The organism is Kitasatospora sp. NPDC001159 (genome assembly GCF_053598235.1).
On record NZ_JBSFJV010000047.1, the window covers coordinates 1 to 25572 of the forward strand.

General features: G+C 71.1%; 28 protein-coding genes. 18 read left to right on the top strand and 10 right to left on the bottom strand.

Translation table 11 applies throughout. The features are described 5' to 3' along the window. From ACWC9T_RS23130 to ACWC9T_RS23145, 4 genes are all read right to left on the bottom strand, one after another. Positions 1-962, bottom strand: a 962-nt coding sequence (locus tag ACWC9T_RS23130) for a methyltransferase domain-containing protein (protein ID WP_449822942.1), incomplete at its 3' end; no start/stop codon positions are given. Further along, positions 959-1093 carry a hypothetical protein gene (locus ACWC9T_RS23135; protein ID WP_449822943.1) on the bottom strand — a complete coding sequence of 45 codons (135 nt, stop codon included), beginning with the start codon at positions 1091-1093 and terminating at the stop codon, positions 959-961. The genes ACWC9T_RS23135 and ACWC9T_RS23130, both read right to left, overlap by 4 nt. 359 nt (positions 1094-1452) lie before the next feature. Then, positions 1453-1935, bottom strand: a complete 483-nt coding sequence (locus tag ACWC9T_RS23140) for an ATP-binding protein (protein ID WP_449822944.1) — start codon at positions 1933-1935, stop codon at positions 1453-1455. 135 nt (positions 1936-2070) lie between these two features. Then, positions 2071-2850: a GntR family transcriptional regulator gene (locus tag ACWC9T_RS23145; protein WP_449822945.1), complete on the bottom strand. Its 780-nt coding sequence runs from the start codon at positions 2848-2850 to the stop codon at positions 2071-2073. 17 nt (positions 2851-2867) lie between these two features. On the opposite strand from ACWC9T_RS23145, the gene ACWC9T_RS23150 reads away from it, so the two are divergent. The 5 genes from ACWC9T_RS23150 to ACWC9T_RS23170 all read left to right on the top strand — a co-directional run bounded on the left by ACWC9T_RS23150 (position 2868) and on the right by ACWC9T_RS23170 (position 5620). After that, complete coding sequence (locus ACWC9T_RS23150; protein ID WP_449822997.1) at positions 2868-3329, top strand: NUDIX hydrolase; 462 nt, start codon at positions 2868-2870, stop codon at positions 3327-3329. 169 nt (positions 3330-3498) lie between these two features. Next, entirely contained in the window at positions 3499-3675 is a 177-nt protein-coding gene (locus ACWC9T_RS23155; protein ID WP_449822946.1) for a hypothetical protein, read from the top strand. Between the two features lie 58 nt (positions 3676-3733). Next, on the top strand, positions 3734-4129 hold the full coding sequence (locus ACWC9T_RS23160; protein ID WP_449822947.1) for an SPASM domain-containing protein: 396 nt from the start codon (positions 3734-3736) through the stop codon (positions 4127-4129). A gap of 22 nt (positions 4130-4151) precedes the next feature. After that, complete coding sequence (locus tag ACWC9T_RS23165; RefSeq protein ID WP_449822948.1) at positions 4152-4421, top strand: acyl carrier protein; 270 nt, start codon at positions 4152-4154, stop codon at positions 4419-4421. A 2-nt stretch (positions 4422-4423) separates the two neighbouring features. Next, positions 4424-5620 (top strand): enoyl-[acyl-carrier-protein] reductase FabV, encoded by a 1197-nt coding sequence (locus ACWC9T_RS23170; protein WP_449822998.1) that lies wholly within the window; start codon positions 4424-4426, stop codon positions 5618-5620. Positions 5621-5706: 86 nt separating this feature from the next. Here the strand turns inward: ACWC9T_RS23170 and ACWC9T_RS23175 are convergent, their stop codons facing one another. Further along, complete coding sequence (locus ACWC9T_RS23175) at positions 5707-6699, bottom strand: COX15/CtaA family protein (RefSeq protein WP_449822999.1); 993 nt, start codon at positions 6697-6699, stop codon at positions 5707-5709. A gap of 420 nt (positions 6700-7119) precedes the next feature. Between ACWC9T_RS23175 and ACWC9T_RS23180 the strand changes: the two genes are divergently transcribed. Continuing rightward, positions 7120-7806: an LAETG motif-containing sortase-dependent surface protein gene (locus ACWC9T_RS23180; protein WP_449822949.1), complete on the top strand. Its 687-nt coding sequence runs from the start codon at positions 7120-7122 to the stop codon at positions 7804-7806. A 74-nt stretch (positions 7807-7880) separates the two neighbouring features. On the opposite strand, the gene ACWC9T_RS23185 is transcribed toward ACWC9T_RS23180, so the two are convergent. Together ACWC9T_RS23185 and ACWC9T_RS23190 are read right to left on the bottom strand one after the other, a co-directional pair. Beyond that, entirely contained in the window at positions 7881-8600 is a 720-nt protein-coding gene (locus ACWC9T_RS23185) for an ABC transporter permease (RefSeq protein ID WP_449823000.1), read from the bottom strand. Positions 8601-8647: 47 nt separating this feature from the next. Beyond that, positions 8648-9574 carry an ABC transporter ATP-binding protein gene (locus tag ACWC9T_RS23190; RefSeq protein ID WP_449822950.1) on the bottom strand — a complete coding sequence of 309 codons (927 nt, stop codon included), beginning with the start codon at positions 9572-9574 and terminating at the stop codon, positions 8648-8650. Positions 9575-9738: 164 nt separating this feature from the next. Here ACWC9T_RS23190 and ACWC9T_RS23195 point away from each other — a divergent pair, with 164 nt between their 5' ends. From ACWC9T_RS23195 to ACWC9T_RS23230, 8 genes are read left to right on the top strand one after another with little or no spacing between them, the layout of a single operon-like run. Beyond that, complete coding sequence (locus ACWC9T_RS23195) at positions 9739-10581, top strand: helix-turn-helix transcriptional regulator (RefSeq protein ID WP_449823001.1); 843 nt, start codon at positions 9739-9741, stop codon at positions 10579-10581. 9 nt (positions 10582-10590) lie between these two features. Continuing rightward, positions 10591-12006 carry a Fe-S cluster assembly protein SufB gene (sufB, locus tag ACWC9T_RS23200; protein WP_449822951.1) on the top strand — a complete coding sequence of 472 codons (1416 nt, stop codon included), beginning with the start codon at positions 10591-10593 and terminating at the stop codon, positions 12004-12006. 54 nt (positions 12007-12060) lie between these two features. Then, positions 12061-13293 (top strand): Fe-S cluster assembly protein SufD, encoded by a 1233-nt coding sequence (gene sufD / locus ACWC9T_RS23205; RefSeq protein WP_449822952.1) that lies wholly within the window; start codon positions 12061-12063, stop codon positions 13291-13293. A gap of 5 nt (positions 13294-13298) precedes the next feature. Next, entirely contained in the window at positions 13299-13616 is a 318-nt protein-coding gene (locus ACWC9T_RS23210; protein ID WP_153463212.1) for a bifunctional 3-phenylpropionate/cinnamic acid dioxygenase ferredoxin subunit, read from the top strand. Between the two features lie 6 nt (positions 13617-13622). Then, complete coding sequence (sufC, locus tag ACWC9T_RS23215; protein WP_449822953.1) at positions 13623-14387, top strand: Fe-S cluster assembly ATPase SufC; 765 nt, start codon at positions 13623-13625, stop codon at positions 14385-14387. Next, positions 14384-15646, top strand: a complete 1263-nt coding sequence (locus ACWC9T_RS23220; protein WP_449822954.1) for a cysteine desulfurase — start codon at positions 14384-14386, stop codon at positions 15644-15646. Before sufC ends, ACWC9T_RS23220 begins: the two co-directional genes overlap by 4 nt. Positions 15647-15661: 15 nt before the next feature. After that, positions 15662-16108 carry a Fe-S cluster assembly sulfur transfer protein SufU gene (gene sufU, locus ACWC9T_RS23225; protein ID WP_380610990.1) on the top strand — a complete coding sequence of 149 codons (447 nt, stop codon included), beginning with the start codon at positions 15662-15664 and terminating at the stop codon, positions 16106-16108. Positions 16109-16129: 21 nt separating this feature from the next. Continuing rightward, entirely contained in the window at positions 16130-16525 is a 396-nt protein-coding gene (locus tag ACWC9T_RS23230; RefSeq protein ID WP_396249227.1) for a metal-sulfur cluster assembly factor, read from the top strand. A gap of 231 nt (positions 16526-16756) precedes the next feature. Here ACWC9T_RS23230 and ACWC9T_RS23235 read toward each other — a convergent pair whose 3' ends face one another. Next, on the bottom strand, positions 16757-18088 hold the full coding sequence (locus tag ACWC9T_RS23235; protein ID WP_449822955.1) for an MFS transporter: 1332 nt from the start codon (positions 18086-18088) through the stop codon (positions 16757-16759). Between the two features lie 326 nt (positions 18089-18414). On the opposite strand from ACWC9T_RS23235, the gene ACWC9T_RS23240 reads away from it, so the two are divergent. Continuing rightward, a complete protein-coding gene (locus ACWC9T_RS23240; RefSeq protein WP_449822956.1) occupies positions 18415-20028 on the top strand; it encodes a hypothetical protein in 1614 nt (537 codons plus the stop codon). A 19-nt stretch (positions 20029-20047) separates the two neighbouring features. Here the strand turns inward: ACWC9T_RS23240 and ACWC9T_RS23245 are convergent, their stop codons facing one another. Next, on the bottom strand, positions 20048-20506 hold the full coding sequence (locus tag ACWC9T_RS23245) for a VOC family protein (protein ID WP_449822957.1): 459 nt from the start codon (positions 20504-20506) through the stop codon (positions 20048-20050). Between the two features lie 136 nt (positions 20507-20642). Between ACWC9T_RS23245 and ACWC9T_RS23250 the strand changes: the two genes are divergently transcribed. Continuing rightward, entirely contained in the window at positions 20643-21812 is a 1170-nt protein-coding gene (locus ACWC9T_RS23250) for a hypothetical protein (RefSeq protein ID WP_449822958.1), read from the top strand. Between the two features lie 97 nt (positions 21813-21909). On the opposite strand, the gene ACWC9T_RS23255 is transcribed toward ACWC9T_RS23250, so the two are convergent. Continuing rightward, entirely contained in the window at positions 21910-23511 is a 1602-nt protein-coding gene (locus ACWC9T_RS23255; protein ID WP_449822959.1) for a PucR family transcriptional regulator, read from the bottom strand. 147 nt (positions 23512-23658) lie between these two features. Here ACWC9T_RS23255 and ACWC9T_RS23260 point away from each other — a divergent pair, with 147 nt between their 5' ends. After that, positions 23659-24255, top strand: a complete 597-nt coding sequence (locus tag ACWC9T_RS23260) for a PadR family transcriptional regulator (RefSeq protein ID WP_449822960.1) — start codon at positions 23659-23661, stop codon at positions 24253-24255. Next, complete coding sequence (locus ACWC9T_RS23265; protein WP_449822961.1) at positions 24252-25520, top strand: FAD-dependent oxidoreductase; 1269 nt, start codon at positions 24252-24254, stop codon at positions 25518-25520. Before ACWC9T_RS23260 ends, ACWC9T_RS23265 begins: the two co-directional genes overlap by 4 nt. The last annotated feature ends 52 nt before the right edge of the window (positions 25521-25572 follow it).

Below are 25572 nucleotides of genomic sequence, written 5' to 3' on the forward strand. Positions count from 1 at the left end.
CGACGACGGGGATGTTCGAAGCGGGGTTCATCTGAATCTCTTTCGTGGATACCCCCGGCTTCGGCCGGGGGGCCCAGCCGCAGCCCGAGGGCGAACCGGGCCTCCCAGCGGTCGCCCGTGACCTCCCACGGCCGCAGCACGGTTTCGGACTCTTCTGGAACGTGTTCGTCCCGAACGACGTCGCGGAAGATCCGCAGATCCTGCCGGTGGTTGCGCATCAGCATGAATGCGGAGTGCGGGCTGAAGCGGCCCTGGGCCCGGTCACGCTCGACGGTGAGCTTGAGCAGCCCCCAGCAGAGCATGGGGTTGTCCCAGGGGGTGAGGACGATGCCGCCGGGCCGGGTCTGCTCGATCCAGGCCCAGGGCACGCGGCGGACCGAACAGGTGGAGATGATCCGGTCGTACGGCTGACGGCGGGACCAGCCCAGGGAGCCGTCTCCGCAGATCAGGTCCACGTCCATGCCTGCCGCGTTCAGGGAGGCCCACGCCTGCTCGGAGACGTCGGAGTCGATCTCGACCGAGGCGACGTGTCCGGAGCCGAGGCGGTGAGCGAGGAGGGCCGCGTTCCAACCGGTGCCGGTGCCGATCTCCAGGACGTTCATTCCGGGCCTGACGTCAAGTTCGCGGAGCATGCGGACGACGATCGAGGGCGCCGAAGCCGAGGAGGACGGCCAGGCATCGGCCGGGGCGGCCGATGCCTGGCCGTCGTTGACCTGGGTGACGATGGGCACATCCGCGTACGCCGCCTCGAACCACCGCTGGTGGTTGGTCGAGAGGTCGCAGGGCTCGTAGCCGCCCCGGTCGTCCTCCAACCAGATCCGCTCAGGGAGGAAGCAATGGCGCGGAATCGCCTTGATCGCCTCCTTCCACTCCGGAGGAACGGGGCCGCCGAGCGCTTCGCCGACGGCCCGGAGCAGGCCGCGCACGGCGGCCTGCTCCGGTCGATGCACGGGGTCCGTCACTTGTCGCCCTCGTCCTTCTTGTGCTTCGGCTCGGGCGCCGGCCGAGCTCCGTCGGGGGACGGCTTGCTCGTGCCGGGGTCCTTCTTGCCGCCATGCTTGCCGCCGCTGGGCTTGTCGGTTCCCCAACCCATGGGTCCTCCTTGAGTGTTGGTTTTCGGGTCGTGATGCGGTTCCGTGGTTGCTATCGGTCCGTCGGCCGGGGCGTGGGCGGGCTTTCCGGCTTCGGCGGGGGCGGTTTCGGCTCGGGCCAGGACATGGCGGTGCTCCTTTCAGGACGAGCGGGATGAGGGTTGGTGATCCGCCCGCGCCACCGGCCCGGCGGCGCGGGCTGAAGTTCAGTGGGAACGGTTGATCAGCACCAGGGCCGCGACGACGACGTGCAGCCCGGCAGCGGCGGACACCCCGTAGGCAGCCCAGACCCGCACGGGATCAGGGATGGATGGCGGCGGCGCATCGTCGGAGTCGTAACCGTCCTCTGGCGGTTGCCAGTTCACCGGGAGATCGGCGCGGGCGTCGCGAGCTCGGCGTGGACGACCTTCCCGAACGGGAGGAGCGTGACGCCCCAGCGGCCGTGAGTGAGCCGGTGGACCATCGTCAGACCACGGCCCGACGTGGCGTCGGGCCCGGCCTGGATCATCACGGGCATCGAGCGGGAACCGTCACCGACGAGGATGCGGACGATCCGGTTGCTCGGGCGGCGCACGGCAACGACCATGCGGGTCTGACAGCCGGTCTTGATGGAGTTGGTTGCCAGCTCGCTGACGATCACGGCGGCGTCGTCCACCAAGTCGTCCAACCCCCACTCTCGCAGCTGCGCGCCGACGAACCGGCGCGCAGCGGCCACCGATTCCGGCAGGTAGGGCAACAGCAGCTCCGCTGCCGTCAACACCGACATCGAGTCGGTGTCGGGAGTCGCATGAGTCTCCATCGAAGCGTGCTGCATGGGAACTTCCAGGACGTCGGCCTTGAACACGACTAGCTCCTCTAAATGAGGTGTTGCCATGCACTCATGTACATGAGTTGCGAATAGAAGAGTGCCTGACTCCTGTACATGAGTCAACCCGTCGCGAGAAGAATCTCGCGACGGGTTGGAGAAGTTGATTGTCAGTCAGTCATGTGCGGGGAAGCGATAGTCGAGAACGAACTGATCGGCGGCCATGACGGTGTCGCACACCTCCACCACGCGGCCATCCGTAGTGATGGCATCACGAACGAGATGGATCACTGGCGCACCGGGGCTCAGGGTGAGCGCTTTGGCCTCGGGCTTGGTCGCGAGCCGGGCCTGCACGGACTCGGCGAACTCGGCGAGGGTGTGGCCGTGCTCTTCGATGCGGGCGTAGATGCCGCCGCCACCAGGGTTCTCGGCGAAGACTTCAGGGATGTCCTTGACCACATCCCACGGCAGGTATGACGTGGCCTCCTCGGTGGGCACCCCATCTCGGAAGTAGCGGCGCTTGCGGGCCAGTACCTGGGTGCCGGCGGGAAGACTCAAGCGATCGGCGATCTCAGGAGGTGCTGCTGTGGGGCCCACGAACAGCACGGTCACGGACGGGACGCCGCCAGAGGTCTCCGCCTCTGCGAGGTACGCGGCCTTGCCGGCTTTGCGATGGGTGCGGCGGAATCGGTCCGCAGACTTCCGCTGTACCGGCGGGCGGGAGCGGACGAATGAGCCTCGACCGTGGTGCGTCTCGATGAGCTGAGCCGTTCGGAGTTCGGCGATGGCCTTGCGAACTGTCCCGGATGCGACTCCGTACCGCTGCATGAGCTCGGCCTCGCTGGGCACGGTCGCACCGGGAGCGAGAGCACCCGACTTGATCTGTGCGGCGAGGTCAGCCGCGATCTGTAGGTACTTCGCTGTGGCCGACGAGGCCACCTCATCACTCGCCATAGTCCTTCAGGGCTCCTATCCTCCTGCACATGAGTAACAGCGCTGGGAAGTCCCAGTCAACGCCGCTCCACTCGGTGTCCGTCGCGGGGGTGGTGGTGCGCGAAGACGGCCGGGTGCTGGCGATTCGCCGGGCTGACAACGGGACTTGGGAACCTCCGGGCGGCGTGCTGGAACTGGACGAGGCCGTCGAGGACGGCGTGCGCCGCGAGGTCTACGAGGAGACCGGGATCAAGGTCGGCGTGGAGCGGCTGACCGGCGTCTACAAGAACGTGAGCCGAGGGATCGTCGCCCTCGTTTTCCGCTGCCGACCGGAGAGCGGGGCAGAGCGGCTCTCGGACGAGTCGGTTGAAGTCGACTGGCTCACACCGGCCGGGGTCTTCGACCGCATGGCCGAGGTCTATGCCGTGCGCGTCCTGGACGCGCTTCGGGACGACGCGGCACCAAGTATCCGAACCCACGACGGCCGACACCTGCTGTGACAATGTCGAATCGCCCGCTGAGCGGCTGAGTGCGCCCGGTCGAACGCCGACGGCCCGGCTCCCCACGGGGGGCGGGCCGGCCGTCGTGCGTGCCTGGCGGGGTCAGACCGAGGCGGTCTGTTGGGGTCCGGTCGGGCAGCTGCTCGGGGGCTTCTTCGACAGCCGCCTGATGGTGCCGTTGATCATGCTCAGCGTCGGCGAGCAGACGATGCCACTGGAGTGGGTCGCCCGGATCCTGCATCGCGCCGTCACCCACTACAGCGTCCGTGAGCTGAACGTCGCCGTCTCCTCCCTCGCCGACCCGGCCAGCCGCGAGCACCGCATCTACGACCTGATCGACGCCTAGGAGAAGCAGTACGGGGCCTTCGGTGCAACGGCCCGGACACACCACCGTGAAGCGGTGGATGGACGCCTGCTTTGACTGCTTCGCCCCGACGGTGGGCACCTACATCCTGCCCAGCTCGCTGCTCAAGCAGGACGGCCGCCTCTACGCCTGCGCCAGCTTCGACGTCCCCGAGTCCCTCGGCTTCGGGAACGTCTTCACCGAGCCGCTGCGCGCGATCATCGAGCGCGCCAACAACTCCGAGTACCTGCGGACGATCGCCAACGGAGGCGGCCTCAAGGGCCTGCACGGCAAGGTGTCGGCGGAGTTCACCCAGAACACCACCTGCGGCGGGTTCTGCGACTCCTGCGGTCTGCTGTCCGACCGCTGGCGCACCGAGCGCGGCCTGCTGCCGGTTGTCCCGCTGCCGATCATCCCCACCCAGGACCTGCTCCGGCGCCTCCCGGGGGCCGGGTAGCCGACGAAGGACACCCATCGCAATGACGACCTCTACAACCGCAGCGCACATCCTCCGTCACGCTCTGGCACAAGCGGCGGTCACCGACGCCGATACGATCCCGAACAACGCACACCTGCAGCACGATCTCGGGATCGACAGCCTCGCCCTCCACGAGCTCGTCGTCACCCTGGAGACGCGCCTGAAAGTGGTCATCCCGGACGAGGAGGTCGGCCGCCTGCACACCATCGGCGACCTGAACGACCTGCTCGCCCGACACGGCCACCCCACCGGAGAAGGCACCACCGCGTGAGCATGCAGCAGATCACCCCCAAGCAGCGGGGCTACCTGATCGTCAACTCTCACCCCACCGGCAGCCAAGCCACTGTCCACCGGCTGTGGGAGTCCATCACCCCCGCCGCCCCCAACGGGCGGGCCCCGGTCGCCCTGGTGCTGGGCTCCAGCGCGGGGTACGGCCTGGCGACCCTGCTGGCCGGGCTGCGCCGCCACGGCATCTGCGGCGTCGGCGTCGCCTACGAGACGCCGGCCAGCGAGCGGCGCACCGCCACCGCAGGCTGGTACCGCACCGCCGCAACCGCCGACCTGGTCGAGCAGACAGGCGGAGACTTCACCTTCGTCAATGCCGACGCCTACGCGGACGCCACCCGCGCCGAGGTGCTCAAGCTCCTGGCCGACCGGTACGGCCCCATCGACTACCTCATCTACTCCCTCGCCTCGCCCCGGCGTACCGACCCGACCACCGGCGAGGTCCACCACTCGGTGATCAAGCCGATCGGCCGCCCCTACACCTCACCCTCCCTCGTCTTCGAGGACGGCGTCCCGCAGATCGGCAGCATCGACCTCACCCCCGCCGACGAGGCCGAGCAAGCCGCAACCCTGAAGGTCATGGGCGGTGAGGACTGGCGGCTGTGGGTGCAGGCTCTGGCCGACAACGACCTCCTGGGCACCGACTTCACCACTGTCGCGTTGTCCTACGTCGGCTCCGAGATCACCGCACCGGTCTACCGGCAGGGCACCATCGGCGCCGCCAAGGAGCACCTGGAGGCGACCGCCGAGCAGCTGCAGACCACCGTGCTGGCCGACCGGGGCCGAGCGTTCACCGTCGTCGCCGGTGCCGCCGTCACCCAGGCCTCCACCGCCATCCCCTCCATCGCGCTCTACACCTCACTGCTGCGCAACGTGCTCGGCGAGGACGGCTGGCGTACCACCGCCGACCAGGCCGTGGACCTGTGGGAGCAGCTGAGCGGCGCGAAGCCGCTCGTGCTGGACGGGCAGGGCCGCATCCGCCTGGACGGCTGGGAACTCGAGTCCGCAGTGCAGCAGCGGGTGCGGGAACTGTGGGCCGACCCTGCGGGGGCGCTCGCCGCCGACCCGGCCGGTGCCGACTGGTTCTACAGCCAGTTCCGTCAGCTGTACGGCTGGGACGTCCCCGGCGTCGACTACACCACCGAGGCTGAGACGTCGGTCCCCTGGCCCGCCCAACAGCGATAGCAAGGAACACCGGTGGCCTTGGTCCGCTCGGGATCGTGAGCGGACCAAGGCCACCAGCATGGCGAGCTCATTGTGATGGGGGCCTTCTACGCACCTTGGAGGGTGACGGTCTCAGGTGTCCGTGGGGCCGGCGTGTCGGTGGGAGCCTCTTCGACCTCGCGTACGCGCAGGGCGAGCGGGATGCGCAGGGCGGCGATCCAGGTCAGCGTGGCGAGGAGCATGTGCAGGCCGACCATCAGCTCGGGGGCGTCCGTGAAGTACTGGATGTAGCCCAGTACGCCCTGGAGCAGCAGGACGGCGAGCAGCTCCTTGGCCCGGGCCTTGGCCGGCTGCGGAGCCTTCACGGCGGCGAAGACGAAGAGCACCGCGATCGCCAGGCCGACCGAGACCATCGCGAAGTCGGCGTGGAACTGGGCCAGACGGTCGTAGTCGATCGGGATGCGCGGGACGATCTTGTTGTCCTGGGGGGTGCCGGGGTGGTGGCCGGCGCCGGTGACCAGGGTGCCCGCCGCGACCAGCAGGCCGATCACGGTGACCAGGACGTACGAGAGCTGGTGGATGGGGCGGGCCACCGCGAGCTTCGCCGGGCCGTCGCCCTCCTTGGACCGCTCCCACATCAGCAGGGCGACCCAGACCAGGGCCACCGCGGCGATCATGTGCAGCGCGACGGTGTACGGGTTGAGGCCGGTCAGCACGGTGATGCCGCCGAGCACGGCGTTGCTCATCACCAGCCAGAACTGCGCCCAGCCGAGCTTGGTCATGCTGTGGCGCCACGGCCGGTGGCAGCGGGCGGCCAGGATCGCCCAGCCGACGGCGGCGCTCAGCACGTAGGTGAGCATCCGGTTGGTGAACTCGACGATGCCGTGGAAGCCCATCTCGGGGGTGGGCGTGAGGCTGTCGCCGGTGCAGCGGGGCCAGGTGGTACAGCCGAGGCCGGAGGCGGTGAGCCGGACGGCGCCGCCGGTGACGACGATGACCACGCTCATCACCAGCGCGGCGAACGCGGCGCGCCGGACCATCGCGGCGGAGGGCTGCCAGCGGTCGGCGAGCAGGGAGAAGGGGTTCAGCACGCGGTCAATCGTAGGCGGCCTTACAGGCGATCTTGGGGCGGGGCGCGAGTGTGGCGGCCAGGGCGCAAAGCGGACTGTTCGGGCAAGGCGGTCAGGCCTCATCGGCCGAATCGGCCCGAAAGGCCCGAATGTTCGTCGGCTGATCGAAGTGGCGCCTCCGGTGATTGAACCCGATCACCGGGGGGCGCCGTTCCGTCTGAAAGGTGACGAAGTTCATTCAAGTTTGCCGAATCCGCGTTCTACGAGGTGGCGGCTGTGATGGGCTGGTCAAGCGCATCCGGGAACGGGCCGACAGACGAAATCCGGTCGTGCGGCGGGGTGTGGCGAGGTGCGGGCGTGCCGGTAGAGTCCCCCGGACAGTCGTAGCGGGCCACCGCGAACCACTTCAACCCGCCTGCTGCGCAAGACCGTTCGGAGGGGAACAGCGTAATGGCGCGACAGCAGCGGCACATTCGGATCGGTGCGACGGCACTCGCCGGCACGGCGGCGGCCGGTTTTCTCCTGCCCCTGGCGCTGGCCACCAATGCCTCGGCCCACGTGCCGACATGGTCGGTGACCTGCGACAAGGTCGTGATCGATCTGATCAACTACAGCGACAAGGAAGGCGTGAACAACACCGTCAGCCTCACCGTCGACGGCGAGAAGGTCCTGGACGCCAAGGCCTTCCCCAAGGAGTTCCACGGCACCTTTCCGGTGAAGGACCACGACGCTCCGATCAAGGCGCAGCTGGTCGTCCACACCACGGAGACCCCGGCCGAGCACGGCTGGAACATCGACGAGACCAAGACCATCGCGCCGTGCCACACGCCGACTCCGACCCCGACCCCGACCCCCACCAAGACCCCCACCCCCACGCCGACGCCCACCCAGACGTCGACCCCGACCCCGACCCCGACCCCGAGCACCACCCCCTCGGCCACCCCGACCCCGTCGGTCACCCCCACCCCGAGCAAGACCCCGGCGGCCCCGGCGCCCGCCACCAGCGCCCCGGCGCTCGCCCAGACCGGTAGCAGCGATGCCACCCCGATGATCGCGGCGGTCGGCGGCGGCGTGCTGCTGGTCGGCGGCGCGCTCGTGCTGCACGCCCGCAAGCGCCGCGGCGGCAGCCAGGGCTGACGAACCGTCGGCTGAACGCACCGACGCCCCCGGCCTCAAGCGGCCGGGGGCGTCGCGCTGTTCGTGCGAGGGGGCTACTCCCAGCGGAAGAACTTGGCGGCCGCGGCCAGGCCGAGGACGGACCAGCCGGCCAGGATGCCGAGGTCCGACCAGGGCACCCCGGCGCCGTGCTGGAGCACCGACCGCAGGCCGTCGGAGAGCGCCGAGATCGGCAGCAGCTCCAGCGCCGACCGCACGGCCGAGGGGAACTTGCCGAGCGGCACGATCACCCCGCCCGCGAGCAGCAGCAGGATGAACACCAGGTTGGCGCCGGCCAGCGTGGCCTCGGCCTTCAGGGTGCCGGCCATCAGCAGGCCGAGCCCGGAGAAGGCGGCGGTGCCGAGGACCAGCAGCGCGGCGACGGCCAGCGGGTTGCCCTGCGGGGACCAGCCGAGTGCCAGCGCGATCACCGACAGCAGGGCGACCTGCAGCGCCTCGGTGACCAGCACGCAACCGGTCTTGGCGGTCAGCAGCGCCCAGCGGGGCAGCGGGCTGGCGCCGAGCCGCTTGAGCACGCCGTAGCGGCGCTCGAAGCCGGTGGCGATGGCCTGCCCGGTGAAGGCGGTGGACATCACGGCCAGCGCGAGCAGGCCGGGCGCCAGGAAGTCGACCCGCTTGCCGGGGCCCTCCACCGCGACGATGTCGACGGCCGAGAAGAGCACCAGCAGCACGGTCGGGATGACCACGGTGAGCAGCAGCTGCTCGCCGTTGCGCAGCAGCATCCTGGTCTCGAAGGCGGTCTGGGCGAGCAGCATCCGGCCGACCGGGGCCGCGCCCGGCTTGGGGGCGTAGTCGGTGGTACTCACGAGCGGAGCTCCCGTCCGGTCAGGTCGAGGAAGACGTCTTCGAGGCTGCGGCGCTGCACGGACAGCCGCTCGGGCAGGATGCCGGAGGCAGCGCACCAGCCGGTGACGGTGGCCACCAGCTGCGGGTCCACCGGCGCCTCGACGCGGTAGCTGCCGGGGGTGGTCTCGACGGCGGTGGCGCCCGCGGGCAGCTCCTTGAGCAGCGGGCCGAGGTCGAGCCCGGGTGGGCCGTCGAAGCGCAGGGCGTTCTCGGCGCCGCCGCGGCACAGCTCCTCGGTGGTGCCGTCGGCGATCACCTTGCCGCGGTCGACGACGGCGACGCGGTCGGCGAGCTGCTCGGCCTCGTCCATGTGGTGGGTGGTGACCACCACGGTGACGCCGTCCCGGCGCAGGTCGCGGACCAGCTCCCAGGTGGCACGGCGGGCCTGCGGGTCGAGGCCGGCGGTGGGCTCGTCCAGGAAGACCAGCTCGGGGCGGCCGACCACGGCCATCGCCAGGGCGAGCCGCTGCTGCTGGCCGCCGGAGAGCCGGCGGTAGGTGGTGCGGCCGCAGGAGCCGAGGCCGAGGCGCTCGACCAGGGCGTCCACGTCCAGCGGGTGGGCGTGCAGCTTGGCGGTGTGGCGCAGCATCTCGACGGCGCGCGCGCCCGCGTACACGCCGCCGGACTGCAGCATGACGCCGATCCGGGGGCGCAGCTGCGCGCTCTGGGTGACCGGGTCGAGGCCGAGGACGCGGACGGTGCCGGCGTCGGGGCGGCGGTAGCCCTCGCAGGTCTCGATGGTGGTGGTCTTGCCGGCGCCGTTGGGGCCGAGGACGGCGGTGATCGCGCCGGTCGCGATGGTGAGGTCGAGACCGTCCACGGCCGACTTGTCGCCGTAGCGCTTGACCAGCCCGGCGATCTGGACCGCGGGTTCGGAGTGCATACCGGCGAGTGTAAGAGGACTGAACGGACCCGCCGGACGGCGGCCCGGATGATCGTTCACGCAGGTCAGGTAAGCCTTGCCTGCGTGACAGATGACACCAGTGAGGCCTGGATCACGGCTTGTCCAGACGGAAGTAATTACGCAACACTGGTGTTGTGAAAAACATGCGCGAGCACGCCCCGCAGCGGGAGGCCGAGTCGGCCCCCGACTGCGACGTGCCCGTGACGGCGGCCGAGGTGCTGCTGGAGGGCCACCGCGCCACCCGTGACCGGGTCGCCCGCTCGATCCTGGACCACGGCCCCTCCTCCGCCGCCGACCTGGCGAACCGGCTCGGCCTCACCGCCGCCGCCGTCCGCCGCCACCTCGACGGACTGGCCGCCGCCGGGCTGGTCGAGTCCCGCGAGCAGCGGGTCTACGGCAGCCGGGGCCGCGGCCGTCCGGCCAAGGTCTTCGCCCTCACCGACGGCGGCCGGGACGCTTTCTACCAGGCCTACGACCAGCTCGCGGCCGACGCGCTGCGCTGGATCTCGGACGCGGTGGGCGGCGGCAAGGCGGGCGAGGAGGCGGTCGCCGCCTTCGCTCGCGCCCGGTTCGGCAGGCAGGGCGAGAAGTACCAGGAGACCCTGGCCCGGGCCGAGGCGCAGGAGCGCCCGGAGGCCCTGGCCCAGGCGCTGAGCGCGGACGGGTACGCTGCCACGGTGCGGCGTGTCCCGTCGGCCGCGGCCAAGGCCCCGGCGGGCGCCCAGCTCTGCCAGCACCACTGCCCGGTCGCGCACATCGCCGAGCAGTTCCCGCAGCTCTGCGAGGCGGAGACCGAGGTCTTCTCCCGGCTCCTGGGCACCCATGTGCAACGGCTGGCCACCATCGCCCACGGCGACGGGGTCTGCACCACCTATGTGCCGGCACCCGGTGCCGCATCGTCGCCTGCCCAGCCCCCGGCGGGCCGCGGCTCCGATGCAGTGCCGACTGCCGGTACGTCCACCGAAGATTCAGCGTCCGCGCGTTAGGAAGCTCGCATGACTGACACCGTTTCGCACCCCGAGCTCGAGGGCCTGGGCAATTACGAGTACGGCTGGGCCGACCCGGACACCGCCGGTGCCGAGGCCAAGCGCGGGCTCAGCGAGGACGTCGTCCGCGACATCTCGGCCAAGAAGAACGAGTCCGAGTGGATGCTGAACCTGCGTCTCAAGGGCCTGAAGCTGTTCGGCAAGAAGCCCATGCCGACCTGGGGTTCCGACCTCTCCGGCATCGACTTCGACAACATCAAGTACTTCGTCCGGTCCACCGAGAAGCAGGCCGAGTCCTGGGAAGACCTGCCGGCGGACATCAAGGCCACCTACGACAAGCTCGGCATCCCGGAGGCGGAGAAGCAGCGCCTGGTCGCCGGTGTCGCCGCCCAGTACGAGTCCGAGGTCGTCTACCACCAGATCCGCGAGGACCTGGAGGAGCAGGGCGTCATCTTCCTGGACACCGACACCGCGCTGCGCGAGCACCCGGAGCTGTTCAAGGAGTACTTCGGCACCGTCATCCCGGCCGGCGACAACAAGTTCGCCGCGCTGAACACGGCCGTGTGGTCCGGCGGCTCGTTCATCTACGTGCCGAAGGGCGTGCACGTCGACATCCCGCTGCAGGCCTACTTCCGGATCAACACCGAGAACATGGGCCAGTTCGAGCGGACGCTGATCATCGTCGACGAGGACGCCTACGTCCACTACGTCGAGGGCTGCACCGCGCCGATCTACTCCTCCGACTCGCTGCACTCGGCGGTCGTGGAGATCATCGTCAAGAAGGGCGGCCGCTGCCGCTACACGACCATCCAGAACTGGTCGAACAACGTCTACAACCTGGTCACCAAGCGCGCCGTGGCGTACGAGGGCGCGACCATGGAGTGGATCGACGGCAACATCGGTTCCAAGGTCACCATGAAGTACCCGGCCGTCTACCTGATGGGCGAGCACGCCAAGGGCGAGACCCTGTCGATCGCCTTCGCGGGCGAGGGCCAGCACCAGGACGCCGGCGCCAAGATGGTGCACATGGCGCCGAACACCTCCTCGCACATCGTCTCCAAGTCGGTGGCGCGCGGCGGCGGCCGGACCTCCTACCGCGGTCTGATCGAGATCGGCGAGGGCTCGCACGGCGCCAAGTCCAACGTGCTGTGCGACGCGCTGCTGGTCGACACGATCTCCCGCTCGGACACCTACCCGTACGTGGACGTCCGCGAGGACGACGTGTCCATGGGCCACGAGGCGACCGTCTCCAAGGTCAGCGAGGACCAGCTGTTCTACCTGATGAGCCGCGGTCTGACCGAGACCGAGGCGATGGCGATGATCGTCCGCGGCTTCGTCGAGCCGATCGCGCGTGAGCTGCCGATGGAGTACGCGCTGGAGCTCAACCGGCTGATCGAGCTGCAGATGGAGGGCGCGGTCGGCTGACGACCAGCCGCCGACCGCCCACCACTTTTCGAGGAAGAGAGCACTACGACAGCCATGGCTGACGTTCAGAACACCACCGGCTCCACCACCGCCGGTTCGATCGAGGTCGGCACCGCCGGTGCGGGCGCGCAGCTCGCCGGCCCCGGCACCGGCCGGACCGCGGTCCAGCAGCCGATCGACGCGCGCGTCGCGGTCAAGCCCTCCTACGACGTGAACGACTTCCCGGTGCCGCACGGCCGCGAGGAGGACTGGCGGTTCACCCCGCTGCACCGCCTCGGCGGGCTGCACGACGGGACCGCCGCTGCTGCCGAGCGCGGTGAGGACAAGGTCGAGTTCACGCTGCCGGACGGCGTCACCGCCGAGACCGTCGGCCGGGACGACGCCCGTCTGGGCAAGGCCGGCAAGCCGGTCGACCGGGTCGCCGCGCAGGCCTTCAGCGCCTTCGAGCAGGCGCTCGTGGTCACCGTCCCCAAGGACGCGGTGCTGACCGAGCCGGTCAGGATCGACGTGCGCGCCGAGGGCGGGGTCCGCTTCGCCCACGTGGTGATCGACGTCAAGCCGTTCGCCGAGGCCGTCGTGGTGCTCAACCACGCGGGCACCGGCACCCGGGCCGCCAACGTCGAGCTGCTGGTCGGCGACGGTGCCAAGCTCACCTTCGTCTCCGTCCAGGACTGGGACCGGGACGCCGTGCACGCCGCACAGCACAACGCGCTGGTCGGCCGGGACGCCTCGTTCAAGTCCGTGGTCGTCACCTTCGGCGGCGATCTGGTCCGTCTGCACCCGCGGGTCAACTACGCCGGCCCCGGCGGCGAGGCCGAGCTGTTCGGCCTGTACTTCGCCGACGCCGGCCAGCACCTGGAGCACCGCCTGATCATCGACCACGACAAGCCGCACTGCCGGTCGAACGTGGCGTACAAGGGCGCGCTGCAGGGCCAGGACGCCCACGCGGTCTGGGTCGGCGACGTGCTGATCCGCGCCGCCGCGCTCGGCACCGACACCTACGAGCTCAACCGCAACCTGGTGCTCACCGACGGCGCCCGGGTCGACTCGATCCCGAACCTGGAGATCGAGACCGGCGAGATCGTCGGCGCCGGCCACGCCTCCGCGACCGGTCGCTTCGACGACGAGCAGCTGTTCTACCTGATGGCCCGCGGCATCCCGGCCGACGAGGCCCGCCGCCTGGTGGTCCGCGGCTTCTTCGCCGAGCTGCTGCAGCAGATCGGCGTGGCCGAGGTGCAGGAGCAGCTCATGGAGAAGATCGAGGCCGAGCTGGAAGCGGCGGTCTGACCACGATGACCTTCCTCCGTGCCTGCGCGCTGAGCGACCTCCAGGAGGACGTTCCCAAGCGCGTGGACCTCAACGGCGTGCCGGTCTCCGTCGTCCGCACCGACGAGGGGGTGTTCGCGATCAACGACATCTGCTCGCACGCGAACGTCTCGCTCTCCGAGGGTGAGGTCGAGGACTGCATGATCGAGTGCTGGCTGCACGGCTCCAGCTTCGACCTGCGCACCGGCAAGCCCTCCGGCCTGCCCGCCACCAAGCCGGTCGCTGTCTACCCCGTAAAGATCGAAGGGGACGATGTGCTCGTCTCCGTCAACCAGGAGTCCTGAGTACACATGGCAACCCTTGAAATCCGCGACCTGCACGTCTCCGTCGAGGCCGAGGCCGGCCCGCGCGAGATCCTGAAGGGCGTCGACCTGACCGTGAAGCAGGGCGAGACCCACGCCATCATGGGTCCGAACGGCTCCGGCAAGTCCACCCTGGCCTACTCGCTGGCCGGCCACCCCAAGTACACCGTCACCGGCGGCTCGGTGCTGCTGGACGGCGAGGACGTCCTGGAGATGTCCGTCGACGAGCGCGCCAAGGCCGGTGTGTTCCTGGCCATGCAGTACCCGGTCGAGGTCCCGGGTGTCTCGGTCAGCAACTTCCTGCGCACCGCCGCCACCGCCGTCCGCGGCGAGGCCCCGAAGCTGCGGCTGTGGGTGAAGGAGGTCAAGGAGGCGATGGCCGCCCTCCAGATGGACCCGGCCTTCGCCGAGCGCAACGTCAACGAGGGCTTCTCCGGCGGTGAGAAGAAGCGCCACGAGATCCTCCAGCTGGAGCTGCTCAAGCCGAAGATCGCGATCCTCGACGAGACCGACTCCGGCCTGGACGTCGACGCGCTGCGGATCGTCTCCGAGGGCATCAACCGGGTCCGCTCGACCGGCGAGGTCGGCACCCTGCTGGTGACCCACTACACCCGCATCCTGCGGTACATCAAGCCCGACTACGTCCACGTCTTCGCGGGCGGCCGCATCGTCGAGTCCGGCGGTGCCGAGCTGGCCGACAAGCTGGAGAACGAGGGCTACGAGGCGTATGTGAAGGGCGGCGCTTCCGAGTGACCCATACCCCGCTGTCCGGTCTGCTCGACACCGACGCGATCCGCAAGGACTTCCCGGTCCTGCAGCGCGTGCTGCACGAGGGGAAGCCGTTGGTCTACCTGGACAACGCGGCCACCTCGCAGAAGCCGCGCCAGGTGCTGGAGGCCCTGACCGCCTACTACGAGCGGCACAACGCCAACGTCCACCGCGGCGTGCACGTGCTCGCCGAGGAGGCCACGGCGATGTACGAGGGCGCCCGCGACAAGGTCGCGGCGTTCATCAACGCGCCGAGCCGCAACGAGGTGATCTTCACCAAGAACGCCTCGGAGTCGCTCAACCTCGTGGCCAACATGCTCGGTTGGGCCGACGAGCCGTACCGGGTGGACGCCGACTCCGAGATCGTGATCACGGAGATGGAGCACCACTCCAACATCGTCCCGTGGCAGCTGCTGTCGCAGCGCACCGGTGCGAAGCTCAAGTGGTTCGGGCTGACCGACGAGGGCCGGCTCGACCTGTCGAACATCGACGAGCTGATCACCGAGAAGACCAAGGTGGTCTCCTTCACCCTGGTCTCCAACCTGCTGGGCACGGTCAACCCGGTCGAGACGATCGTCCGCAAGGCCCAGTCGGTCGGCGCGCTGGTCGTCATCGACGCCTCGCAGGCCGCGCCGCACATGGTGCTGGACGTGCAGGCGCTGGAGGCCGACTTCGTCGCCTTCACCGGCCACAAGATGCTGGCCCCGACCGGCATCGGCGTGCTGTGGGGCCGCCAGGAGCTGCTGGAGGACCTCCCGCCGTTCCTCGGCGGCGGCGAGATGATCGAGACCGTCACCATGGGCTCGTCCACCTACGCCCCGGCGCCGCACAAGTTCGAGGCCGGTACCCCGCCGATCGCCCAGGCGGTCGGGCTGGGCGCGGCGATCGACTACCTCCAGGGCATCGGCATGGAGAAGATCGCGGCGCACGAGCACGCGATCACCGAGTACGCGGTGGAGCGCCTGCTGGAGGTGCCGGACCTGCGGATCATCGGCCCGCGCACGGCCGTGGACCGCGGCGCCGCGATCTCCTTCACCCTCGGCGACATCCACCCGCACGACGTGGGCCAGGTGCTGGACGAGCAGGGCATCGCCGTGCGCGTCGGGCACCACTGCGCGCGGCCGGTCTGCCTGCGGTACGGAATTCCGGCGACCACGCGGGCGTCGTTCTACCTGTACTCGACGCCGGGCGAGGTCGACGCGCTGATCGACGGCCTGCACCACGTCCGGAACTTCTTCGGCTGACGGGACCCGCAGGACATGAAGCTCGACTCGATGTACCAGGACATCATCCTGGACCACTACCGCAATCCCCACGGCAAGGGGCTGCGGGACGGCGACGCCGAAGTGCACCACGTCAACCCGACGTGCGGCGACGAGATCACCCTGCGGGTGAAGCTCGACGGCGCGACGGTCGCCGACGTCTCGTACGAGTCCCAGGGCTGTTCGATCAGCCAGGCCAGCGCCTCGGTGCTGAACGACCTGGTGGTCGGCAAGACCGTCGGTGAGGCACAGGCGGTCCAGGAGGCCTTCCTGGAGCTGATGCAGAGCAAGGGCCAGGGCGAGGGCGACGAGGAGGTACTGGAGGACGCGGTCGCGTTCGCCGGCGTCTCCAAGTACCCGGCCCGGGTCAAGTGCGCCCTGCTCAGCTGGATGGCCTGGAAGGACGCCACCGCCCAGGCCCTCGCCCACCCCGCCAACGACTGACCCCGCGAAGGAGGACAGACCATGAGTGACGAGAACACCACCACCGACGCCCAGGCCTCCACTGCGGAGGAGCAGCCGAACGGCGTCATCGTCGGCACCACCGCTGGCACCGTGTCGGTCGAGGACCTGACCGAGGCCCTGATGGACGTCGTCGACCCCGAACTGGGCATCGACGTCGTCAACCTGGGCCTGATCTACGGCATCCACATCGACGAGTCCGACGTGGCCACCATCGACATGACGCTCACCTCGGCGGCCTGCCCGCTGACCGACGTCATCGAGGACCAGGCCAAGACCGCCACCGACGGTCTGGTGAAGGACCTGCGGATCAACTGGGTCTGGATGCCGCCGTGGGGCCCGGACAAGATCACCGACGACGGCCGCGAGCAGCTCCGCGCGCTCGGCTTCAACGTCTGAGATCAGTCGATCGTCAACCCGCTGCCGCGCGATTCCTTCCTTCCGGGGAAGGGGTCGCGCGGCAGTGGTACATCTGCGGAATCGGCCTTCCCATGGCGCGCTTCAGGGGATCAATCTGGACCTGGTGGAGATCGGGGACGGCTGCATTCCAGATCTGGTCATCGTGGATGCCGTGAAACGCCGCTGCCCGGGACTCCTAACGAGTCCCGGGCAGCGGCGTTCTGGTACCGGTCAGGCCCGCTTCGGGGAGCGGGCGACGGCGAGGGCCAGGGCCGTGCAGAGGATGGCCGCCAGGGCGGCGAAGCCGCTGACGGCGGGGAGGAGGCCGTAGGCCTGGACCAGGGCGCCCACGCCGATGATGGGGAGGGAGCTGCCGAGGTAGACGATGATCCAGAGGGCGCTCAGTTCGGAGCCCCGGCGTTCCGGGTTCATCGCGGCGACCGCCGCGGTGAAGAGCGAGCGGAAGGCCACGCCCTGGCAGATGCCGCCGAGGACGCTGCCGATGAAGAGCAGCGCCGGGGTGCCGGTGTACCCGGCGGCGACGACCAGCGCGAGGCCGGTGGCCAGGCCGGTCATGCCGAGGGCGATGACGAGACGGTCGGCGGTCGGCGGGACGATCAGCTGGGCGGCGGCGGAGGAGCCGAGCAGCAGGGCGGCCACGATCGCGCCGGTCAGGTGCGAGGAGGTGTGCAGCAGCTTGGCGGAGAAGGCCGGGGCGAGGGCCAGGTAGACGCCGAAGACCCCGTAGGAGATGAACCCGGCGCCTGCGGCGAGCAGGAACTCGCGGCGGCCGGTGACCGGCAGGGCGAGCCGCTGCGGGCGCAGGTGGGCCGGGGTGGTGATGCGGGGTGGGGAGGCCGGCGGACGGTTGCGCCCGGGCATCCGGGGGTGGACCACGGCCAGTGGCGCGCAGAGCGCCAGGAGTGCGATGGCGTGCAGCAGGAAGGGCGTCAGCAGCGGGTCGGAGCCGCCGGACAGCAGGGCGCCGACGATCGGGCCGAGTGCGACGCCACCCGCCGAGCAGGCCAGGGTGAGCTTGGCGGCGAGCGTCGGGTGGTCCGGCAGCAGGTCGCCCAGGGCGGCTCCGGCGGCGCCGGTGGACAGGCCGACGGCGATGCCCTGGATCGCCCGGCCGAGGGCGAGCTGCCAGAAGCTGCCGGAGGTGGCGAACACGACATCGCCTGCGGCGGCCAGCGCGACGGCGGGCAGGATCAGGGCCCGTCGGCCGAGGTGGTCGGACCAGTGGCCGACGATGGCCAGCACCGGGACCAGCGCGAACACGTAGATCGTGAACAGGATCGTGGTGTCGAGCGGTCCGAGCCCGAGGCGCTGCTGGAGGAGCGGGTAGATCGGCGTCGCCAGGTTGGCACCGATCAGCATGAACAGCAGGGCGGCGGCCACCAGGCCGACGCGGACTCCGCGCATCGCGTTCCAGCGGCTGATCGCGGCGAGCTGGAGCTGGGCGCGCGGCGCGAGCTCCAGGGGGAGCAGGGCCTCCGACAGTCGGCGTCCGTCGAGCTGCGCGGTGGGCAGCACGGAGCCGGCGGGGGAGAGGTCCGCCATGTGAGGGGTCTCCTGTGGCAGGGCACCACCGGGTCGGCGGGATGTGCCGGCGCGCCCGTCCGGAGGCGCTGTGGTGGTGGCCGCGGTGCGGGGCTCCCTGGTGGAGCGGATGAGCTGAGGATTCGGGCTTCGTTGCCCGGTGGACCGCGCGGGGTGTGCGTGGGTACCAGTTCGAAGGATAAAGGGTAGGCGCAAACTGGCGGCGCGCGCCCCTGTGCGCGCCCCTTGAGGCCGGGCATCGGCGGTGCCCGACCTATACGCTGAGGTGGTAGACGGGTACGCGGAGCTGTTTGGGCTGACCGCTGGCTGAGGGAGAGCGCACAACGATGGCCGGACGACGTCGGAAGAACGCGGGAGCGTCTGCGGGAGAGGGTGCGGCCGAGGCCGTCCTGCCGGCCGACATGGAGCTGCAGGACCTCTACGGGGCGTTCGCCGCGCACGGTCTGGACGACGAGGACCTGGACGACGCCGCCGTCCTGGTGCCGCCGGTGAAGCTGCCGGGCGAACAGGAGCTGGCCCAGCAGGCGAAGGCCGTGCCGATGTTCGGCTACGCGCTGGCGCTGGCCCGCTGGGCGGCTCCGCACCGGGTGGTGGACGAGCTCGGCGACCTGGTCGAGGAGGACCAGGCGTCCGCGGCGCGGCTGCTGGGGCTGGCCCCGGCCGAGGGCGAGGTGCCCGAGGAGGCCGAGGTCGAGGCGCTGCGGGCCTGGTCGCTGGCCTGCGACCTGGACCTGGTGGAGCTGGGGACGACCGCGGCCGGGGAGCACGTCGCGGTGCCGGGGCCGGATCTGGAGCCCGTCGAGCAGGGGGACCCGGAGACCGTCCTGGAGCTGTGGCTGACCGCCGCCGGGATCGTCCGGGAGCTGGCGGTGGAGGCGGACTCGCTGCCGGAGGAGGAGGGCGAGGCTGCGGAAGTCACGGCGGAGGAGGACGAGGACGGCCTGAACGAGGTCGAGCAGGCCCGGGAGGAGGCCGCCGAGCTGCTCGACGAGGCGCTGCAGGTGCTGTACGAGACCACCGCCTTCGCCGAGCCGGGCAACGAGACGGTGCCGCTGGGCGTGCTGGCCGCGCTGCTGGTGGTACCGGAGGGCGAGGAGCCGAGCGAGGAACTGCTCGGCGACATCACCGACGTGATGGTGGCCCTGGATCCGATGCTGGGGGACCTTGCCGAGCTGGGCCTGCTGGACTACCGTCCGATCGACCCGGAGCTGTTCGACGAGGAGGAGGGTGAGGAGCCCGCCGTCGTCGGTGAGGCGCCGCTGGACGAGGAGGAGTCGGCCCGCTTCGGGCTGGTCCGGCTCACTCCGCTCGGCCAGTACGGCATCCGGCAGTGGCTGCTGGAGGACGGCTACGACGCGCCGCTGGTCGGCGAGCTGGCCCAGGGGGACGCCGCCGAGCTGCTGCGCGGGGTGTGCGAGTCGGCCAACGTGCTGCCGGAGGAGGAGCTGCGGGTCTGGGTGGCCGGCCGGGAGCCGGTGCCGGCGGCGCGCGAGCTGCTGGCGGCGGCGCGCGGCGACGACGGGTACGGCCCGCTGCGCCGGATGCTGTGCTTCTCGGCGCTCAACCTGCTGGGGGCGGACGCCGAGCCCGCCGTCCGGGAGGTGCTGGACGACCCGGAGCTGGGCGGTGCGGCCAGGGCCTGGCTGTCCGCGCAGGGCGCGGCGGACGTGCCGGTGCCGGACCGGGCGATGGCGCTGTGGACGGTGGTCGACGCCTTCGCCGCCCAGCTGCTGGACAACGGCGGCGACGCCGAGCTGATGCGCGAGCTGGTTACCGACCTGCCGGTGAACGGCGATCCGGCGGAGTGGTTCGGCGAGCTGTGGCGGGTCGACCACCCGTACACGGCGGACGTCCTGGAGGCGATCGGCGAGCTGCACCCGGACCGGGCGCTGGCCAAGGAGGCGCGCAAGGCGGCCTTCAAGGCGCGGTCCAGGAACTAGTCACGGCAGGTTCAGTGAGTCACGGCAGGTCCAGCGAGCCGTCCTCGGTGAAGGGGAAGAACGGGTTGTGGGCCAGTTCCCACAGGTGCCCGTCCGGGTCCTCGAAGTAGCCGGAGTAGCCGCCCCAGCCGGTCGGGACCGGCGGCTTGACCACCACGGCGCCGGCCTCGACCGCCGTCCGCAGCGCGGCGTCCACCAGCGCGGGGGACTCCAGGTTCACCGCGAGGGTGACGCCGCGGAAGGAGGGCTCGCCGGTCGCGGGGACACCCGCGTCGGCGGCCAGCTCCTCGGTGGGGAAGAGGCCGAGCACCGAGTCGGCGGTGCGGAACCAGACGATCTCCGGACTGGAGGCGGCGGAGCGCTTCCAGCCGAGGCTCTCGTAGAAGCGGGCGCTGCGGTCGAGGTCGGAGACCCCGAGGGTGACGATGCTGATCCGGGCGGGGAAGCCGTGCTGCTCCGGCGTGCTCTGTACGGTCATGCGGCCAGCGTAGGGATGGCGGCTGACAACCGGGCCGCCTGACACGGCCACCGCCCGCGGACGGCAGCCGAGCTGATGACCCGGCAGCTCCGGGCACGTAAGGTGGCGTCAGCGGTGCGGGCGCGAGGACTCGGGGGTGCGGCACAGGATGGTGCGGGAGAGCGGCGGAAGGCCCCAGGAGCGTAATGACGGAGGGCCAGGCCCGACCCGGCTGGGCGGGCAGGATCGTTTCGCCGACCAGGAGGAGTTCTCCCGCCGGACCCTGGCCGCGCTCGACTTCCCGGTGTACGGCGTGACCGCCGGGCCGGCCCGCCGCAGCGAGGCGCTGGCCGCCTTCGAGACCTGCGGTGGCGAGCTGTGCTGGGTCGAGGTGCAGTGCGGCGACTGGACGTCCGCGGCCGGACCGTACGTGACCGTGCGCACCTACCGGCCGGGGGCCGAGCACGCCGAGCTGCTGCCCGAGTTGGAGGACGTGGTCGAGGACGAACGGGACCGCGTCTACGAGCAGTTGGGCATCGACGAGGGCGACGGGCCGGGCCGGGTACGAGCGCTGCGCGAGTGGATCACCGTGGACGGCGAGCCCTGCGCGGTGGAGGTGCACGAGGACCGGCCGGTGGCGCCGGGCGGAGTGGATCCGGCCGGGCCGGTCTGGGCCGGGCGGCTTCGGGTCGGCGGGCTGACCGTGACCGTGTGCGGGCGCGGGGTCGCCCCCGGCGGTGTGGAGCTCGGCGGGATAGGGGACTTCGAGCGCTATCTGAGCGGGCGCACCGACCTGCTGCGCGACCTCGCCTCCCGGCGGGCCCGGTACGTACCGGTCGAGGAACGCGAACTGCCGCCCGTGACAGGGCTGGAGGCGCACCGGGAGCTGATCGCGCAGAGCATCGCGGAGACCGCCGCGATCGAGGCGCAGGTCCGGGTCGGGCGCACACCGAGGCTGCCGCGGGCGCTGCGCGGGGACGCCTGCGCGGTGCGCTGGGAGACGGCGGTGCGCCAGCAGATGCGGCTCGCCACCGAGACCCGGGAAGAGGCCGCGGCGGCGGTGACCTCGATGGTGAACCATCTCAACCGGCTTGCCCAGCAGACGCATTGGCTGATCGGCACGTCGGCGGGGGAGGCGGCCGTGGAGGAGGTCGTCCGGTACACGGTGTTCGCCAGCGAGGTGGCCAGCCTGCCGGCGCAGCGGGCCTGGGAGCAGCTGTGGCGGGATCGGCCGGGCGGCGGTGGGGCCGCGGTCTGGGAGGAGCACCGGCTGGCCGAGCAGCTGTGGCTGGCGGCCTGGGAGCAGTGGCGGGCGGGGCGTGGATGACTCGGTCCCGGGAGGGCGCTGCTCATGGGTGCGTCGCCGTTCGGCAGACGTCGGTGAGTGACCAGCCGTCAGTTCTGAACGGGGTGCTGCCCGTGGACTACTCGTCCGCGGGCAGCCGCAGTTGCAGCATCGCCAGCAGCCGCTGCTGAGGCTGGGCGAGGTCGATGCCGGTCAACTGCTCGGCGCGGCGGACCCGGTAGCGCAGGGTGTTGGGGTGGATGTGCAGGGCGTCGGCGGCGACCCGGACCTCGCCGAGCGCGTCCAGCCAGGCGAGCACCGACTCGGCGAGCCGGGTGCCGTGCCGGCGGTCGTACTCGGTGAGCGCGGTCAGCCGCGGGTCGCGCAGGCCGGTGCGGTCCTGGAGCAGCGCCAGCATCTCGCTGACCAGCACCTCGGCCTGGACGTCGATCAGCGCCGCGACGTCGAGGTCCACCCCGCCGCGGCCCATCGCGTCCAGGATCCGGTCCGCCTGGGCGCGGGAGTCGGGCACCTGGGCCAGGCCGTCGACGGTGGAACCGATCGCCGCGCGCAGCGGCACCCCGAGGTGCTCCCGGGCCGCCGTGACCACCTCGGCCGCCCAGCCGCGCACGGTGGCCATCGGCAGGCCGGGCGGGAGCTCGGGCAGCAGCACGTAGACCCGGGTCTCGATCGGGGCGAGCAGCGCGGTGCGGTGCCGGGCGGCGGTGTGCACCGAGATCAGGCCGGTGACGTCGGAGCGGTGCAGCGCCTCGGCGGCGTGGGCGCCGTACGCCAGTACGGTGGCCGGGCGGCGCACGTCCAGGCCCAGGTGGGTGGCCAGTGACTGGGGGCCGGTGGAGCCCTCCAGCAGCCCGGTCAGCAGGGTCTGGGTGAGCCGGACGTCGGCGGACAACTCGCGGCGACGGCGCACCAGTTGGGCGGCGGCCACCCGGGCGGCGCCGACCAGGGCCTGTTCGGCCAGCGGGGCCAGGGGCTGGGCGCCCTCCTGTACCCAGATGGTGCCGAGCGGCTGCGCCCCGGCCCGGATGCCGACCGCGAGGCGGCGGCGCAGGCCGAGCTCGGGGTGCGGCTCGACCGCGATCGGGGTGTCCGAGGTGCGCAGGTGCTGGAAGATGCCCCACTCGCGGAGCTTGGAGAGGTACGGCTCCGGGCCCTGCCAGCCGAGGATGGACAGCCGGCGCAGGTCGTCGACCTCGTCGGAGTCGGAGGAGCGGGAGTAGGCGAGCACCCGGCTGGAGGTGTCCTCGATCGAGACGATGCCGTTGGTGAGCACGGCGACGGTCTGGGCGAGGGAGAAGAGGTCGCCCGCGTTGGGCTCGGGGGCGCCGGGCGCGTCCGGGGCGTCCGGGCCGGCGATGATCGCGCGGGCGAGCGAGTCCAGGTGCTCCCAGCGGGTCTCCCGGCGCACCGACAGCAGGGCGACGCCCGCGTCGGTGGCGGCCTCGCGCAGGGCGTCGGCCTGGCCGGGGCCGTCCAGCTTGACCGCGACGGCGGCGGCGCCGGCCCGGCCGGCGGCGCGCAGGGCGGGGAGGGCGGCGCGGCCGCGGGCGCCGATGGCGAGGACGAGTTCGCCGGGGGCGGCGGTGGGCGGGTCCTCCGGGTCGAGGATCGCGACGTCGCGGACCGGGACGTCCAACCCCTGCGGGGCGGCCTGGAGTTCTACCAGCGGCTCGCCCAGGGACATCAGCAGCTGGCGGAGCGGGAGACCGGGGGTGGTCACGCCGGGCCCTCCTTCATCCGCTCGGACAACGCCGTGTGGTTGATTTTAGCCGGGCGGACAGAGTTGTGGTTCGTCAATCCTAAATAGTTGACTCTGACTATTCAACGCTGGATAGTCGGTACTGACCAAGTGATGAGGAACGTTCTCATGGCGAAGCGACGCAAGGTGTCGAACCCGTTGGCCCTCGCGGTCCTGGCCGAGCTCGGAGCCGAGCCGATGCACCCGTACGAGATGGGGCGCCGGCTCAAGGAGCACGGCAAGGACCGAAACATCAAGTACAACCGCAGCTCGCTGTACATGGTCGTGGAGCAGCTGCGGAAGGCCGGGTTCGTCGCCGAGCAGGAGACCGTCCGCGACACCCAGCGGCCGGAGCGCACCGTCTACGCCCTCACGCCCGAGGGCCAGACGGAGCTCATGGACTGGATGCGCGAGTGGATCGCCGAACCGCAGGAGGAGTACCCGGCCTTCGGCGTGGCGCTGTGCCTGCTCGTGGTGCTCCCGACCGCGGAGTCGGCCGACCTGCTCGGCCGGCGGCTGGAGGCACTGGACGCCCGGATCGACGCCTCGCGCGCCATGCTGCGCAAGGCCGTCGAGACGGACGTCCACCCGATGTTCGTCGTCGAGGAGGAGTACGCCCTCGCGCTGCTGCAGGCCGAGCGGCGCTTCACCGAGAGCCTCATCGGACAGCTCGGGGAGCCGGACTTCAACCGGACCCTGCAGGAATTCATGAGGAGCCTGGAATGAGCACGACCAGCAACACCGGTACCACCCGCACAACCAAGAAGGCCCTGATCGTCGGCGGCGGCATCGCCGGCCCGGTGATGGCGCTGGCGCTGCGCAAGGCCGGCATCGAGGCGGAGGTCTTCGAGGCTTACCGGACCTCCGCCGAGGGCATCGGCGGAACCTTCATGATCGCACCCAACGGGCTCGGCGCGCTGGCCCTCATCGGGCTGGAGGCGGACGTCGACCGGATCGGGCAGCCCGTCGGCCCGATGGTAATCGAGGACGGCAAGGGCGGCGTGCTGGCCGAGTTCACCGGCCTCGCCGACCTGCCGCGCGGACGGTTGATGCGGCGTGCCGAACTGTACGAGGTGCTGCAGCGGCGGCTCGGCGAGACCGGCATCGCGATCCACTACGGCAAGCGGCTGGTCGGCGCCGAGGAGGGCGCCGACGGCATCACCGCCCGGTTCGCCGACGGCAGCAGCGCCACCGGCGACCTGCTGATCGGCGCCGACGGCACCGGCTCCACCGTCCGCACCCTGATCGACCCGGCCGCGCCCGCCGCCCAGTACACCGGCCTGCTCGGCATCGGCGGCTACAGCTCCTACCGGCTGCCCGGCCGGGCCGGCCGCGGCGAGTCGGTGCACTTCGCCAACGGCGCCCGCGCCTTCTTCGGCTACTGGGGCCTGGCCGACGGCAGCGGGACCGCCTGGTTCAGCAACATCCCGCAACCCGAGCCGCTGACCCCGGAGAAGGTCCGCGCCGTCGGCATGGCGGAGTGGCTGCGCCGCTGCCGGGAGCTGCACGCCGAGGACCTGCCCGCCCGCGAGGTCCTGCGGATGGCGGACGTGGAGACCATGGAGACCTTCCCCCGGCTGGAGATCATGCCGTCCGTCCCGCGCTGGTACCGCGGCCGGATGGTGCTGGTCGGCGACTCGGTGCACGCGCCGTCCAACAGCTCCGGGCAGGGCGTCTCACTGGCCGTCGAGAGCGCCGTCGAACTCGCCCGCTGCCTGCGCGACCTGCCCGACCACACCGCCGCCTTCGCCGCGTACGAGGCGATGCGCAGGCCCCGGGTCGAGAAGATCGCCGCCGACGCGGCCCGCACCAACAGCCAGAAGACCTCCGGGGCGGTCGGGCGGATGGTGTTCAAGCTGGTCGCGCCGATCGCGATGCGGACCTTCATGAGCCCGGAGAAGATGCTCCGGCCCGTCCACGGCTACCGGATCGACTGGGACCGGCGGGTGACCCCGGTCCCGGGGACGGGCCGTCACGGGCGGGCCGCCTGACGGGCGGTCGTGACCGCGAGGCCGTGGGGCCCGTGGGGCCGGTTGTGACCGT